Here is a 17712-nt window from a genome sequence, read left to right as displayed (position 1 = left end):
AGTAGTACCGGCAACCAAACCATAACTTTGACCCAAACGGATAACTCAACGGCTTTGAGTGCAGGTACATACAGTAATTGTACGGTCACGGTGACAGACTCTTCTGGTAATGCCAGCAGTGCTTTGAGCGTTTCCAGTTTTACTATCGATACGACCGCGCCAACAGTAGCCGAAGTCACCGCGGTGACAACGCCTACCAATGATACAACGCCAAACTATACATTTAGCACGACCGAAACAGGCACGTTATCGGTTGGCGGTAGTTGTGGTACATCCAGCTCGACGACCATTAGCAGTACTGGCAATCAAACCATAACCTTAACACAAACGGATAATTCAACGGCTTTAGCCGCTGGCACATATAGCGATTGTACGATTACGATTACGGACGCTGCGGGTAATGCAAACACAGCCCTTGCCATTACCTCTTTTACCATAGATGCGAGTGCCCCGACTTTCGACAGTGCCAACTCAACACCCAATGACAATGCGACAAATGTGACCGCGAGCAATGATATTGTGATCGACTTCAGTGAAAATATTGCGCTTGGTTCTGGGAATATTACGATCCGTGATGTAACAGGCAGCAGTGACTTTGAAGTATTTAGTGTTACCACTGAAAGTGATGGTACAACCACCAGCCCGAGCGCGGGGCGAATTGGTATCACAAATGATAAAGTTTATGTAAATCCAACCAACAACTTAACGGGTAACCGCAATTACGCGATTCGCATTGATGCCACGTCGGTAGATGATAGCGCAGGTAATAGTTTTGCGGGTATTAGTGACGATACCACTTTCAACTTCTCGACAGCTAATACCGCGCCAGTCGTTGATTTAGACTCAGGTTCAGGCAGTGATAACAGTAGTGCTTCGTTCTCTGAAGCTGGTGGTGCGGTAAATATCGCTAGTAATGCAGCAGTGACAGAGTCTGATGGGGACACTATCACCACTATTACAGTAACGCTGACTAATGATCAGGATGGTGCCTCTGAGGGCTTAAATGTGACTGCAGCGGCCCAAAATGCGTTAACTGGTATATCTGGCTCGTCAGATATTACACTGCAAGACACCATCACCGTATCGGGTGCAACTGCAACGGCTTCCGAAGTGCAAACATTCTTACAAGCTGTGACTTATAACAATACAGCCAGCTCGCCCAACGAAACAGCCAGAACCGTGACTGTGGTGATCAATGACGGAACTGACAACAGCACCTCTCGCACTGCTACAGTATCAGTGAGCAATGTAACGGCGGCAAGTAGCACTGCAGCGAGCTTTAATACCACTAATGGTACAAATTTATCCCCAGCAATTACCTTTACCAGTGATGATGAAACGCTGACAATTGCAAATACAAGCCATATTTCAGGATCAACGGCTGATGGTGGCACAGGTACAGACACCTTGAATGTGCCTACAGGTGCAAATCTAGCAAACTTTACTTCACTCACCAACTTTGAAATTTTAACACCTGATAGTGGTGCATCTGTAACGCTAACGGAAACGCAGCATGACGCGTTCACGACGATTAACGGTGCAGGTACAAACCAATTTACCATCTCTAGTGCGAATGGTGATCAAGCGTTAACTGCTGATAGTGATATTGAAACCTATGTATTAAACAGTGCGATGAGTTTAACTTTATCAGCGGCAGGGCAGAATGTAACTGCTAGCAGTGGCGATGATACTATTAAAGTCGCAGGGTTTACTACAACGGGAACCCTGTCAGGTGGGTCTGGTACAGATACTCTACAAGCGGATACCGGTGCGAACATCAGTGGTGCCTCAGTGAGTAGTTTTGAGTCACTGACCTTATCAAGCGGTGCCTCAGTGACCATGACCGAAGCACAGCATGATAACTTTACTTCGGTGACAGCGGCGGGTACTGAGAGTATTACTATTACTAATACAAGCGACGGCCTAACGGGTAACAGCGCCATCGAAACGTATGTATTATCTGCTGCGAATACCTTTACTTTGGGTGCTGCGTCGCAGAATCTGACCGGAAGTAGTGGCAACGATACGCTAAACGTTGGCACATTAACGGCAACCGGTACACTTGCTGGTGGCAGTGGTACAGATACTTTATCTGTCGATAATGGCGGCAGTATTGCGAGTGCTAACGTCAGCAGCTTTGAAAATCTATCCGTAACGAGCAATGGTTCAGTGACTTTGACTGTTTCACAGCTATCGGGATTTACCGGCACGGTGTCTGGTAGTGGAACGGAGTCGTTAACGGTATCTGGTGATGGTGATGTTACTACGGTCTCTGCACTTGAAAATTATACTTTATCGGATGACTCTACTAACTCAAGAGCAATCACTATCAGTGGTGCAAGTCACTCTGTCACAGGCTCATCAACCACAGATGCAATTACCTTTAATGTGGGCTCGTTGACTTATACTGGAACGATAATTGGCGATAATACTGTTGCCGATACATTATCGTTAAGCTCTGGCGCAGATATTACAAGTGCCAATGTTTCAGGTGTAACTAACCTGACGTTAGCGTCGGGTGCATCGGTATCCATGACGACTAGCCAGCATGGCAGCTTTACCGGAACGGTTACCGCCGCTGGGTCAGAAACGATTACCATCAGTGGCAATGGTGACATTACGACTTTATCGAACGTTGAAAGTTACAGTGTTGGTGATGACACAACGAATACCAGAGCAATTACAGTTTCAAGTGGTACAACAAGTGTTACAGCAAATTCAACGACTGACGCAATTACATTCTCCATTGGTGGTAGTACTTATACTGGCACATTAACTGGCAATACGACAGTTGCCGATAGTGTACAAGCTACTGATGGTGCAGATGTCAGTGGCGGTGTGTTTAGCAGCATTGGCACGCTTAACTTAGGTAGCGGAGCAACAGTCGCAATTGATGTTGCTAACCTTAGTGACTTTGCCACGGCAATTACGGGCAGTGGTGGTAGCGAAACGCTGAAACTGATGGATGGTGGCTCATTCAATTTCTCAACAACCACCGTATCAGCTATTGAAGGCATTGCCATTGGCACTAACAATAATACAACAATCACATTGACCGATAATTTTAGTGCTGATGGGCAAACTGTGTCGGTAACAAATACAACTGGTAGTGCAATTTCCGCTGATTTAACTATCAATGCCTCGGCGTTTGTAAGCGATGTTTTGCAGATAACAGCAACAGATTTAGATGGCTCTGATACCATCACAGGCGGCAGTGGTGCAGATACCATTCGTCCTGGTGCCGGCACGGATACCATGACGGGTAATGCGGGCAACGATAACTTTTCAGGTGCTGCGAGTGATTTAAATGGTGATACCATTGCCGATCTGGCAGTGGGCGACACCATCACGGTCACAGGGATTACAGGTCTTTCTACTAGCAATGTGCGCTTTAATGGCTCTAGCACGCTTGAGATTGATACCAATGCGACGGACTTTTCTGGCGTAGAGGTATCGCTCTCACTCACTAACGCTCCGAGTGCTGACTTGGTATATACAGTAGCCGATTCGGGTAGTAATACATTGATCACTTTCGAAGCGGCGAATGAAGTCCCTGTATTTTCCAGTCTCAATGGTGGTAATACTTTCACTGAAAACGGCTCGACCGTCGTCATTGATAGTGATGTGACAGTTGCTGATACTGAGTTAGACGCATTAAATAGCAACAATGGTAACTATAGCGGTGCGTCACTTACGATTGCGCGCTCAGGAGGTGCAAGTTCACAAGATGTGTTCAGTAATACAGGTTTACTGGGGACTTTGACTCAAGGAAATACATTTGAATACAATGGCACCTCAATAGGCACGGTTACAACAAACTCTTCTGGTACTCTAGTGCTTACTTTCAACAGCAGTGCAACCTCAGCATTAGTTGACAGTGCGTTACAAGCTATCGGTTACACTAACAGCTCTGAAGACCCAGGCTCCTTTGTGACGCTGAACTATACCTTTAACGATGGCACCACAAATAGCACTGGTACAAACCAAGCCACGGTGACTATCAATGCAGTTAATGATGCGCCGACAGATATTGCACTGACTGCAACCAGCATCGCTCAATCCAGCACGGGCACATCTGCAACGGTTGCAACGGCCAGTAGTACAGACGTGGATAGTAGCAGCTTCACCTATAGCCTCGTCAACTCAGGTACAAGTGATAATGGTACATGTACTGCAAATTCAGGTAATGGCAGTTTCCAGTTTTCGAGCAGTACATTGCAAACTCAAGCTTCTACGTCGCCTGGTGATTATGTTATCTGTATTCAAACCAGCGATGGCGCAGCAAGCTATCAGGAATCATTTACTATTACAGTGAGTGATGATGTAGCGCCTAATGCGCCCAGTACACCGGATTTAGACACAGGCTCTGACACAGGAGCTTCGAGCACCGATAATATTACCAGCGACACAACGCCGACTTTCAGCGGCACTGCGGAGAGTGGTTCAACGGTTAAGTTGTATAGTGATCAAGTTGGTGGCGGGGCAACAGTCATCGGCAGTGCAACGGCGACAGGCGGAAATTGGCAAATCACGACCAGTGCGCTTACTACGGGCGTATCACACGCCATTAGCGCGACGGCGACTGACTCTGCCAGTAATGTGAGCGCTAGTTCAGCTTCATTGAATGTGACAATTGATAACACTGCACCTGCCACACCAAGCGTCCCTGACTTAGCGGCTGCTAGTGATAGCGGTAGTTCAAACACGGATAACTTGACCAATGATACAACGCCAACGTTTACAGGTACGGGCACGACGGGCGACACCATCACGCTTATTTCAAGTAATGGAGGGACGATTGGTAGTGCTGTGGTCACTAGCAGCGCTTGGAGCATAACACCTAGTGCCGCTATTAATTCAGGTTCTCACTCCGTTTTTGCAAGGGCTTCGGATACAGCGGGTAATACCTCGGATAGTTCGACTTTATCAGTAGTGGTTGATACTACAGCCCCAACGGGGGGGAATGCGACAATAAATCAAAGCCAAATCAATGCAGATAATGAAGCGGCGTTGAGTTTCTCTTTGAGCGGATTAGAAAGCTCAGGGACTTTCACTTATCAGATTTCAGATGGTACAAGTTCAGTTAGTAGCAGCAGTGCAATTGCCATTACGAGTACCACGGCGCAAGTAACGTCTGTTAATGTGACTAGTCTAAATGAGGGAACATTGACATTGACGGTATTGTTGACTGATGTTGCAGGAAATCAAAGTGGTACGTTTAGTGACACTGTGACCAAGCAATATAATGTTGCGCCAACAGCTGCAAATGACACGCTTACTACCAATGAAGATACCGCAGGCACAGTTAATGTTGTAGCCAATGATAGTGACCCTGAAAATGCGCTACAGGCTTCCTCGGTTACAGTCAAAACGTCGCCAACTAAAGGGCAAATTTCCATTAACAATGGCAGTGTGACCTATACACCGAATGCTAATGCCAATGGTTCAGACTCGTTTACTTATACGGTGAAAGATACAGCTCAAGCTGAGTCAAATGTTGCGACAGTTTCGATTACGATTACACCCGTCAACGACTTACCTGTGGCTGCGAATTTCACGCCCAGTATCAATGAAGATACACCAACATCCGCACTAACAATACGTGCAAGTGCAACAGATATAGAAGATACGAATCCTACTGGTAACATTGAAATTGCCACTGGGCCTAGCCAAGGCTCGGTTGCGATTAATCAGACTGCGGGTACACTCGTCTATACGCCAAGCGCCAACGTGTCGGGTTCAGACTCACTGAGCTATACAATTTTGGATAGTGAAGGCGGGCGTTCAAATACTGCGACTATTTCAATCACGATAGCTTCAGTGAATGATACGCCAGTGATTTCAGGTACGCCACTAACTTCAGTAGATGAAGATATATTATATAGCTTTACACCATTAGCCAGCGATGCGGATAGTGATAGCTTGACGTTCAGTGTAACCAACTTACCGAGTTGGGCTAGTTTTAACACTTCCACCGGAACGCTATCTGGCACGCCCACTGAGGGGCAATCAGGAACATATGCGGGTATCGTCATCACTGTTAGCGATGCTCAAAGTTCACAGTCGCTTAGCGCGTTTAGCATTTTAGTCAATGCAGTAAATGATGCGCCAACAATTAGCGGTATACCAAACGCAGCCGTAAAACAAGACGAAGCGTACAGTTTTACACCAGAAGTGGCTGATGTTGACTCTAGCGCGCTGACATTAAGCGTTACTAACTTACCGAGTTGGGCGAGCTTTAATAGTGGAACAGGTGAGTTATCTGGTACTCCAACAAGTGAGGATATCGGTACTTATACAGGCATCGTTATCACAGTAAGTGACGGCTCGCTACAAGCAAGTTTGCCTGCGTTTGATATTGTGGTTGAGTCTGTTAATGCTGCGCCGGTTGCCAACGATATGGCGCGTAATATTGACGAAGACAAGAGCACCAGTTTTGTTGCTGATGTGAGCGACCCCAACGGTGATACATTCACACTGAGTGTCCAAAACCAGCCGCAAAATGGGCAGGTAACCGTTCAGGGTAATTTACTCACTTACACGCCTGCGCCTAACTTCAATGGCACGGATGCGTTTACTTACAGCGCATCCGATGGTGAATTTGAATCGAATGTCGCCACGGTGACAATTACAATCGCAGCTATCAATGACAAGCCAGTTGCTATTGATGATAATTTTACGTTAGATGTGGTGCCGTCGAGTCAATACAGTTTATCTGTTCTAGATAATGATACTGATGCCGATGGTGATACCTTAGCCATAATTGGCGCCAAGGCCACACTGGGCAGCGTTATCATTTCAGGTAATACGCTGACATATACTGCGGTGCCGAACTCGCGAGGACCCATTGTTGTTAATTATGTCATTGAAGATGAAAATAAAGCACGGGCATCAGCAAAAGCGCTTGTCACACTAGTCGATGAGTTAGGTGGAGAAGCGCCAACGATTATTGCGCCAGATAATGTAACGGTAAATGCAACGGGCCTATATACCAAAGTTGATTTAGGTACTGCGGTGGCAACAGACTCGCAAGGAAATCCGTTGCCAGTGTCATTGGTGAATGGCTTTCCATTATTTGCTCCGGGTCAAAGCATTGCCTACTGGCAGGCAACAGATGAGCAAGGTTTATCGGCTACGGTGAGTCAAAATGTAAATGTTAATCCATTAATATCTCTACAAAAGAATAGTCGTATTGCGGAAGGAAGCAGACATTCGGTTGTTGTTTATCTCAATGGTCAAGCGCCAAGTTACCCTGTGGTGATCCCATATACAGTTTCGGGAACAGCTGATAATGCAGATCATGACTTAGTATCTGGTGAAGCAGTGATTAACTCAGGCTTTGAAACTCGTATTGAGTTCGCAACATTTGCAGATAGTGAAAGTGAAGGAAACGAGACGATTGTGGTTACTTTAGATGGAAGTTTGAACCTGGGTACTCGTTCGTCGTCAACAATCACTATCTCGGAAACGAACTTGGCGCCAGAGGTTGTCACACAAGTTTTACAGCAGGGTGAGGAGAGAGACTTAGTTACCGCAACGGATAATGAAGTATCCATCACGGCAACGATATCGGAGGCGAATCTAAACGATCAGGTAAGTGTTGTATGGAGTACCTCATCGCCGTTGCTCAATACATCGACTGATCCGACGAGATTTGTATTTAACCCACTTAATATTGAAAAAGGTATTTATAAAGTAAAGGTCACTGCGACGGACAATGGCACGCCAAGCTTGTCAACGCAAAAAGACGTCTACATTGAAGTTATCGAGTCGCTGGTTGCATTGGGTGAAGAAGACTCTGACGGTGACTTAATTCCTGATTCACAAGAAGGATATACAGACTCGGATGGTGATGGTATTCCAGATTATCAGGACGCTATTTCAGAGTGTAACGTGATGCAAGAACGAGCGCTTGAATCGACTCAGTTCCTTGTCGAAGGGGATCCTGGTGTTTGTTTACGCAAAGGTGCAACAGTTGCTCAAAATCAAACGGGTGGATTGCAGTTGTTAGATGAGGAGCTGCCAAATGATCCGAATGCCATTAATATCGGTGGGCTGTTTGACTATATCGCAAGTGGTTTACCGCAAGCTGGCGACACATACAGTATTGTATTGCCACAGCGAGTACCTGTACCGTTGAATGCTGTATACAGGAAATTTAAAGATGGTACATGGCATAACTTTGTTATTGACGGTGAAAATAAAGTATTGAGCTCGCAAGGAGAGCCTGGTTTTTGTCCTCCGCCAGGCGATAGTCAATGGGTTGATGGCATGGTAGAGGGCAGTTGGTGTGTTCAGTTACGTATTCAAGACGGTGGGCCGAATGATGATGATGGTATTGCCAATGGTGTCATCGTTGATCCAGGCGGTATTGCCGTATTGTTAAATGATAATGCGTTGCCAGTTGCTAATGCTGATGCCACGCAAATCATAGCGGGTCAAGCTATTGTTATTGATGTGCTTGATAATGATACTGACGCGGACGGTGATGCAATTTCGATTACGGGCGCAACCGTTGATTTTGGTACGGTTATCATTGAAGAAAATAAGCTATTTTATACTCCACCCTCCTTGTTTGTAGGTAACGCAACCATCCAATACAGCATAACCGATGGTCAAGGTGGTACAGCGTATAGCACCGTATTGGTTGCAATCATCGTTAATAAGGCGCCAGTGACAGTTACTGACACTGGGTTATCTGATGGTGCTACCTTGCTTCTTGATGTGCTTGCTAATGACAGTGATCCTGAAGGTTTGTCGTTATATTTAGTGTCCGCGAGCGCCGAGTACGGCACGGTAAGTGTGACCGCTGATAATACTTTGGAGTATCGACCACAAGCGCTCTTTACAGGTACCGACACAATTACATACCTTGTTAGAGATGAGTTTGGCGCGACTGCGCAAGGCACGGTAACTGTAACTGTTAAAGGTGTGCAAGAAACCAGTATTACTAACAGCTCTTCAGGTTCCTTGGGAGGATCATTCATGTTATTGCTATCAGCCTTGTTCATTCGTCGAAGCAAATTGTTTTTGCCCGTTTGTACTTTGATGGTGTGCGTTAGTTTGGTTCAAACCCAAGCTTATGCTGCGCAGTGGAAAGTGATGGGCACTGTAGGCCAATCGACTGCCGATATACAGGTACCGCCAACTGAGCTAACGGCAGTTAAGGTTGATGATAAGGGCACAAGCTGGTCTTTCGGCCTGTTCTATCAGGTTGTTGCCGATTGGCATGTTGGAATGAAATACATTAATTTGGGTAAAGGGAGTGTGGACTTCGAAGGCGCAGTCTCGGATCCTGCGTTAGTACAAAGCTCATTGGCTAGTGTGGCACCAGCTTTGCCTGAAGGCGTGTCAGTTGAAATAGATTTTTCTAAGAGTTTGTCAGATAAGTTTACGGGACGTATGTTTTTTGGTGCATTTAGTTGGGAGTATGAAATAGAGAGCTTACGTGATGGGAGTGCGCTTGAAACGGTAAAAGAAAATGATGTGAGTGGCTATCTTGGAGGTGGCATCCACTATGCAATTTCTTCACAGTTAACAGTGGGGTTTGATTATAGCTATTACTTCATATCCAAAAATGACATTGATGAAATTGCATTAAACGTGCAATATCGATTCTAACGATATCCGATTCGTTGACATAAAAAAGCCCCAATAGAAGGGGCTTTTTTATGTCAACGAATTTAGCTTCGCTCTACTAATGTGTTCACTTATCCCAATAAGACTGTTCTAATGAATCTTCACGTTCAGGTAAGCCACGAGAAAGACGTGGTGAATGCTGTACTAGCACTTCGTAGCTAGCACGGTTTGCGTACTTACTAATTTGCGCTAAAGAAGAGTAAGTGATTGCCTGTTGTTCATGTTTAGCAGAATTTGGCACATTTAGTTTGTGATATTCGTTTGCTGATAGATCATGAAGTACCGCAGCCAGTGCACAATCGCCCGCACCGTTGGTATTCTTGATTGAATCAGGGCCACCCATGTAAGGTGCTGTATGGCTATATGCTCTGATTGGATTCTTACAATCAGTTTTTCGCATACCACGAGAGAATTCGTAGCGGTTAAACTCAGCAATCGCACCCGGTAACAATGGATATTCAGTTTCACGTTTGAAACTGTCGTCAACGTAACCGGCCATAAATAGGCCTTTTGGTCCAGCGGTACAGATCACAAGGTCAACCCAATCGAGAGCTTTGTCAGCGGCCAAAAGAGGGTCATTAAAGCCAGTGATGGCTTCACCTTCTTCTTCGTTCATCGCCAGAATATCAACGTGTTTTTCAACAAACTCTGCCCACCAAGTAGGGTCTTGTTCGATTAAGAACTTAGTACCGAGCGTCAATACGACGGGGACGCCTGCTTGGTTGGCATAGTGAACCGCTTGCATTGTGGCTTGCGTCATGGTTTCGTCGCCAGTGGTGCGCATTAGGTAAGCGCTGATCACAAGTGCTGAAGCGTTCTCAATCAATGATTGAGAAATAGACTCTGGGCTCAGGTAGTTCATCAAGCCTGCACTAATTGCAAAAGTACGCTCACCTGTGTCGTCAATTAAAGTGAAACAACGACCAATTGGGCCATCAACCGGTTGCAAGTAATTGAGATCTACGCGGCTAGAGGTGTTACATAAGAACTTATAAGCGTAACTGCCAACGGTAATATTTTCACTCATTACACCGAGCAAAACCGAACGGTCATCAGCAAGCACAGAATAATTGTGCATGGTATTGCCAATTGTGCCGCCTGCAAACTCGTAGTCAATCATGTCATCGCGCTTTAAACGCTCGTATAAAGCGTTGGTAATATCGCTTGCGATTACTTGCGACATTCCACGTTGCAAACCAAACTCATCCAAAAAAGCTTGGTCAACTTTTGCTTCTATATCTACAACGATTTGGTCAATGCCACATATGTAGCTATGCTTTAAACCATTTTCACTACCTAATTTGTTGATTAGTGGGTCTTTATCTTCAACTGGAAAATAATGTTTATGCCTGCGGCGTCCCGGAAATTTCATGTTTTACCCGTGTGTGTTGAGCTCAAGAAATAAAAAAAGCGGCGAATTATAGCTTAAGTGTAGCCCCGAGAGCCACGTGATTTTTCGATTTTCTAGGTTGTTCGCACTAAATTGGCGAAAAACCATCAACTTTTTGTGGATTTTACCCAAATTAGGGTTTTTAACGGTCCATTTTTTGTAAGGTTGAAGGTGATGCTATTTGAAGCTACCTCATAGCGGCTTTTCCTCTATAGCGAACCTGAAAATAACTTCATATTCGCTTATCTAAGGCTGATCTCATATCACATCAACTGTGGATAAGAGTTTTGATGGCTCAGAATCGAGGCGTTGCAATCTCTTCATTGGGCAAATTCGCTTATGTGCAGCTGAGGTTATATAATACGCGCTGATTAAAAGTTGATACAAACAACCATGAATGACCTAGAACAAGATCAGTACTGGATGTCTCAGGCACTTGAGTACGCAGACAAAGCGCAGCAGCAGAACGAAATCCCGGTTGGTGCGGTGATTGTTAAAGACAATCAATTCGTCGCGGCTGGCTGGAATGAATCTATCTGCAATCACGACCCGTCGGCTCATGCCGAAATGCAGGCTATTCGTAAAGCAGGCCAAATCATAGAAAATTATCGTTTAGTTGATTGCACTTTGTATGTCACGTTGGAGCCGTGTCCGATGTGTGCGGGGTTACTTGTTCACAGTCGTTTAAAGCGAGTCGTATTTGGCGCTAAGGACGCTAAAACCGGTGCTGCTGGTTCAATTATGAACATTGTGAGAGAGCCTAAACTCAACCATCAGCTGGAAGTGACAGAAGGGGTGTTAGCAGAGCAATGCGCGCAAATGCTTTCTGCGTTTTTTAAGCGCCGTCGAAAAGAGATCAAAGAAGCGAAAAAGCAACAAAAAGCGGCTCAAGGTTGAGCCGCCATTTCTTCCATTTGTAGTAGTGCAAATAGCTTTCTTCGAAGTAGCACTTTTTTGTGTGTGTTTTTAAGCATGACACGACGTCTGTTTGGTGATGTATGTCGTGTATTACGTTTAAATTGATGAGTTCGACGTCTTTTTAGCATCGGAACCTCCTTATTATGTGTGAGAGAAAACACGTGTTGCAGCTTTACAGGAGAATATTGCAACTTTATGACATATACCTATTAAGATGCATTCTATTTGCCAAAGTTCCCAGTTAGTGCATTATTTTCATCTAACCAAACGAGAGCATCATAGTAACGGCGAATATTATCAACATATTGAACAGCTACATCTCCGCGCGCATATCCATATTTGGTCTTTCGATAGTAGCGCTTTTTAATCAGCAAAGGTAGTCGTTTTTTAACGTCAGCCCAGTTGTCCGGATCACCGCCTTGGCGCTGGGTTATAATACGTGCATCGTTCACATGCCCCCAGCCCACATTGTAAGACGCTAAAGCAAACCAAGTTCGGTCTGGTTGCGGTATACGCTTAGGTATACGCTTGACCAATTTAGCTAAATACATTGAGCCACCACGAATATTTTGCTCAGGTTCGAGTCTATTAGTGACGCCGACTTGTTTTGCTGTGGGTTGTGTCAGCATCATGATACCGCGTACCCCTGTTGGCGATTTTGCTCTTGGGTCCCACATTGACTCTTGATAGCTCAATGCAGCAAGTAAGCGCCAATCAATATTACCTGCATATTGTTTGAACCAAGCTTGGTACTTTGGCAGTACTTCATGGGCAGCCTCAACAAAAGCCAGCGCATTGACATAATTAAATGATTCAATGTGGCCGTAGTACTTTTCTTCCAAAGTATATAAAGTATCGGTGTCACTCAAATGCGAGAAAAACGACAGCATCAACGCATACAGGGAATCGTCATTATCATTACGTGTAACCCAAGCAACAGGTTCTTCTTTCGTGACTGAAAAGCCAATACTCACTGTTGGGTGGTAGCGCCTAAAAAGCGCAAGCGTGTGCGAATCGGCGATGGTGTAGTCAATTTGCTCATCAATTACACCCAATAATAGTTCTTCCTCATCTAAATCACTGATGGCATGCCACTGCAATTCAGGGTTATTTTGTTTCAGTGCTTGTAATGTCAAAATGTGACTGGAACCTGCTAATACAGAGATTGGCTTATCGATGTCTTTAATACTGCGTGGACGGGGTCGACCTTGCTTAAAAACGAGTTTCTGGCTGATGGTACGATACACTGGGCCAAATCTATATTTATCTGTGCGCTTTGAATGAAAGCTCACTCCTGAAGCTACAATGTCTAAATCACCGCTATCAAGGCGGGCAAACATTTCCGGTAGGCTAAAAAATGGCACCATTTGTAACTGTACGCCCAAATAGTTAGCAAATGCCTCACTGAGCTCATACTCATAACCTTGTTCACCATTGCGCGCTTGAAAGTAGTTTCCTGGGCCTGCCAGCGTCCCTACGCGTATTGTTTGTTTATGCTTGACTCGTTCAATTTGGCTTTGTGGTGATTGCTCGCAGGCCGCCAAAAAACACAATAATAAAACGATACATACTCGCTGAAGTACATGCATTTATCTGCTTCCTATTTTGCAATCGCCATACTTCCACGTTAGCTAAAATTACTTTTGAACGCAAAACTAATGCGACTCAACCAGCTTGAGTATGCGCATAACAAACTGGTTTTACATTAAAAGTGGTATTTTTGTGAGTTTTAGCATGATTAGTATTAAACCCAAGCGACATTTCTACTATAATGGCGGCCCTAAATATCGTTCAATCCCTAACCCCGGATGAAAATACCTATGTTGATCTTACGTGGTGCGCCAGCACTTTCTGATTTCAAAGTTCAAAAAATCCTTAAAACCTGCACTGAAGCAAATTTACCTGTAACTGGTATCTATGCTGAATTTATGCATTTTGCAGATTTAACTGCACAACTAAGTGACTCTGAACTAGATAAACTAAATAAACTACTCAAGTACGGCCCGACTATTGCCGAACATGAGCCGCAAGGTGTACTAATTTTAGTGACGCCGCGTATTGGTACCATTTCTCCGTGGGCATCAAAAGCAACTGATATCGCTAATAACTGTGGACTGGATAAAGTTCATCGTGTTGAACGTGGTATTGCTTATTATGTTGAAGGCAATTTAAGTGCAGAGCAGCTCAATGACGTTGCAAAACTTGTACATGACCGTATGACCGAATCTGTTCACAGCAGCCTTGAAGATGCAGGTCAGCTATTTCGCGTAGAAGAGCCACGCCCGATGTCTTCAGTGGACATCCTTGGTGGTGGCCGTGAAGCGCTAGTTACTGCTAACGTAGAGCAAGGTTTTGCGTTGGCGGATGACGAAATTGATTATCTAGTTGAGAACTTCACTAAATTAGGTCGTAACCCGAACGACATCGAATTATTCATGTTCGCACAAGCGAACTCAGAGCATTGTCGTCACAAAATCTTTAACGCTGATTGGACAATCGATGGCGTAGAACAGTCTAAATCGCTGTTCAAAATGATCAAGAATACTTACGAAACGCATCCAGAAAACGTACTGTCTGCTTATAAAGATAACGCAGCAGTAATGAAGGGTTCTAAAGCGGGTCGTTTCTTCCCTAATAATGAAGGCGAGTACAGCTACAATCAAGAGAACATTGAAATCTTGATGAAGGTTGAAACCCACAATCACCCAACGGCGATTGCACCATTCTCTGGCGCTTCGACTGGTTCTGGTGGTGAAATTCGTGACGAAGGTGCAACAGGTCGTGGCTCTAAGCCAAAAGCAGGCCTAGTTGGTTTTACTGTATCTAACCTTCGCATTCCTGGTTTTGAGCAGCCGTGGGAAACAAATTTTGGCAAACCAGGTCGTATCGTTGATGCACTCGACATCATGATTGATGGCCCACTTGGTGGCGCGGCGTTCAACAACGAATTTGGTCGTCCTAACCTACTTGGTTACTTCCGTACTTACGAAGAAAAAGTGAACAGTCACAATGGTGAAGAGGTGCGTGGTTACCACAAGCCAATTATGCTTGCAGGTGGTCTTGGTAACATCCGTACTGAGCACGTGCAAAAAGGTGAAATTCCAGTAGGTGCTAAGCTAATTGCACTAGGTGGCCCTGCGATGAATATCGGTCTGGGTGGTGGTGCTGCATCATCAATGGCATCTGGTCAGTCAAACGAAGACTTAGACTTTGCTTCTGTACAGCGTGAAAACCCAGAGATGGAGCGTCGTTGTCAGGAAGTTATCGACAAGTGTTGGCAGCTAGGCGATGAAAACCCAATCGCGTTTATTCATGATGTGGGCGCGGGTGGTCTTTCAAACGCATTCCCTGAGCTTGTAGACGACGGTGGCCTTGGTGGTAAATTCCAACTACGTAACATCCCGAACGATGAGCCTGGCATGGCACCACATGAGATTTGGTGTAATGAATCACAAGAACGTTACGTACTTGCAGTAGCGGCAGAAGATTTTGCACGTTTTGAAGAAATCTGTAAGCGTGAGCGCGCGCAATACGCAGTCATTGGTGAAGCAACTGAAGAGCGTCACCTAACAGTTGCGGATAGCCACTTTGATAACAACCCAGTTGATCTTCCACTTGAAGTACTACTTGGTAAAGCACCTAAGATGCACCGTGACGTTGAGTCAAAAAAGGTATCTGGTCAAGCACTTAAAACAGACAGCATCAACGTTGAAGAAGCGGCTAAGCGTTTACTTCGTCTACCGACTATCGCTGAGAAAACATTCCTAATCACCATTGGTGACCGTACGGTTACTGGTTTAGTAGCACGTGACCAAATGGTTGGCCCTTGGCAGGTACCAGTAGCAAACTGTGCTGTAACAGCCGCTGCGTTTGACACTTACCACGGTGAAGCTATGTCAATGGGTGAGCGTACACCTGCAGCACTTCTAAACTATGGCGCATCAGCACGTTTAGCAGTCGCTGAAGCGTTAACGAACATTGCTGGCGCAAACATTGGTGGTCTTGAGAACATCAAACTATCTGCAAACTGGATGGCAGCAGCAGGTCACCCAGGTGAAGACGCAGGTCTTTACGAAGCAGTTAAAGCTGTGGGTGAAGAGTTATGTCCTGCACTAGGTCTAACTATTCCAGTTGGTAAAGACTCAATGTCAATGAAGACAACATGGCAAGAAGATGGTGAAGACAAAGCGGTTACAGCACCTCTGTCTCTCGTTATCACTGCATTTGGCCGTGTAGAAGACATTCGTAAAACAGTAACACCTCAGCTTCGCACTGACAAAGGCGACTCAAGCCTGATCCTAGTTGATTTAGGTGCAGGTCAAAACCGTATGGGTGCATCAAGCCTTGCACAGGTTTACAAGCAGCTTGGTGACAAGACGCCTGACGTTGATAGCCCAGAGTTATTAAAAGGTTTCTATAACGCAATGCAGGCATTAGTAGCTGATGAGAAGTTACTTGCTTACCACGACCGTTCAGACGGTGGTTTATTCACAACTGTAGCTGAAATGGCGTTCGCAGGTCGTACAGGTGTAACTGTAAACCTTGATAGCCTAACAGGCTCGGATATCGAAGCACTTTATAATGAAGAGCTAGGTGCAGTAATTCAGGTTCGCAATGACGACCTTGCAGCAGTTGAAGCTGTGCTAGCAGATAACGGCCTTAGCGCAATCAGCCACACTATCGGTGCATTAAACGCAGAAGACAAAGTTATCTTCAACCGTGGCGGCGAAGCTGTACTTGCAAATACACGTACTGAGCTTCGTACTATTTGGGCTGAAACAACTTATAAGATGCAAGCACTTCGTGATAACCCTGAGTGTGCTAAGCAAGAATTTGATGCTAAGTTTGACGAAAAAGATCCAGGTCTTAACGTAAAACTAAGCTTCGACCTAAACGAAGATGTAGCTGCACCTTACATTGCAACAGGTGCAAAGCCTAAGATGGCTATCCTACGTGAGCAAGGTGTTAACTCACACGTTGAAATGGCTGCGGCATTTAACCGTGCAGGTTTTGCAGCGGTAGACGTACACATGAGTGACATCCTTGAAGGTCGCTTAACGCTAGACCAGTTCAAAGGCCTTGTAGCATGTGGTGGTTTCTCTTACGGTGACGTACTAGGCGCAGGTGAAGGTTGGGCTAAGTCAATTCTATTCAATGACATGGCACGCGATCAATTCCAAACATTCTTTGAGCGTCAAGACACGTTCAGCTTAGGTGTGTGTAACGGTTGTCAGATGCTATCAACTCTGAAAGAGCTTATCCCAGGCACTGAGCACTGGCCACGCTTTGTAACCAACAAGTCAGAGCGTTTTGAAGCACGTTTCAGCCTTGTTGAAGTACAAGAAAGCCCGTCAGTATTCTTCCAGGGTATGGCAGGCTCTCGTATGCCAATCGCGGTATCTCACGGTGAAGGTCATGCTGAGTTTGCAAACGACGCAGCAGTGAAAGTAGCACTTGAGTCTGGCACAGTAGCGGTTCAATATGTTGATAACTTTGGTAAGCCTACAACGCAATACCCGAACAACCCGAATGGTTCACCTGAAGGTATTACTGGTATTACATCAACGGATGGTCGTGCAACAGTCATGATGCCACACCCAGAGCGTGTATTCCGTGCAGTGGCTAACTCTTGGCATCCAGATGAGTGGAAAGAGGACAGCCCATGGATGCGTATGTTCCGCAATGCTAGAAAGAATATCGGCTAATCATTTAGTTTGATGAAAAAAGGTCACTTTGGTGACCTTTTTTGTTTTTAAGTAACTAGT

At 45.2% G+C, this 17712-nt stretch carries 6 protein-coding genes; 3 read left to right on the top strand and 3 right to left on the bottom strand.

The window, feature by feature from the left end:
• Window positions 1–183: 183 nt before the first annotated feature.
• The gene (locus ACW689_RS13260; RefSeq protein WP_476292092.1) at window positions 184–9621 is read left to right on the top strand and encodes an Ig-like domain-containing protein; all 9438 of its coding nucleotides are present in this window, start codon (window positions 184–186) and stop codon (window positions 9619–9621) included.
• 85 nt (window positions 9622–9706) lie between these two features.
• Here the strand turns inward: ACW689_RS13260 and ACW689_RS13255 are convergent, their stop codons facing one another.
• Window positions 9707–11011 carry an inosine/guanosine kinase gene (locus ACW689_RS13255; protein WP_476292090.1) on the bottom strand — a complete coding sequence of 435 codons (1305 nt, stop codon included), beginning with the start codon at window positions 11009–11011 and terminating at the stop codon, window positions 9707–9709.
• 411 nt (window positions 11012–11422) lie between these two features.
• Between ACW689_RS13255 and tadA the strand changes: the two genes are divergently transcribed.
• Window positions 11423–11926, top strand: coding sequence for a tRNA adenosine(34) deaminase TadA (gene tadA / locus ACW689_RS13250; RefSeq protein WP_476292088.1), 504 nt, complete (start codon window positions 11423–11425; stop codon window positions 11924–11926).
• Here tadA and ACW689_RS13245 read toward each other — a convergent pair.
• Window positions 11917–12075 (bottom strand): hypothetical protein, encoded by a 159-nt coding sequence (locus tag ACW689_RS13245; protein WP_476292086.1) that lies wholly within the window; start codon window positions 12073–12075, stop codon window positions 11917–11919. The two genes, tadA and ACW689_RS13245, sit on opposite strands and share 10 nt — an antisense overlap.
• 93 nt (window positions 12076–12168) lie before the next feature.
• A complete protein-coding gene (mltF, locus tag ACW689_RS13240) occupies window positions 12169–13536 on the bottom strand; it encodes a membrane-bound lytic murein transglycosylase MltF (RefSeq protein ID WP_476292084.1) in 1368 nt (455 codons plus the stop codon).
• 231 nt (window positions 13537–13767) lie between these two features.
• Here mltF and purL point away from each other — a divergent pair, with 231 nt between their 5' ends.
• Complete coding sequence (purL, locus tag ACW689_RS13235; RefSeq protein ID WP_476292082.1) at window positions 13768–17652, top strand: phosphoribosylformylglycinamidine synthase; 3885 nt, start codon at window positions 13768–13770, stop codon at window positions 17650–17652.
• Window positions 17653–17712 lie beyond the last annotated feature (60 nt).

The organism is Pseudoalteromonas sp. ABE4_541, from assembly GCF_056312285.1.
Note: the sequence above shows the minus strand (reverse complement) of the source record. Positions and strands in the feature narration are given on the sequence as shown.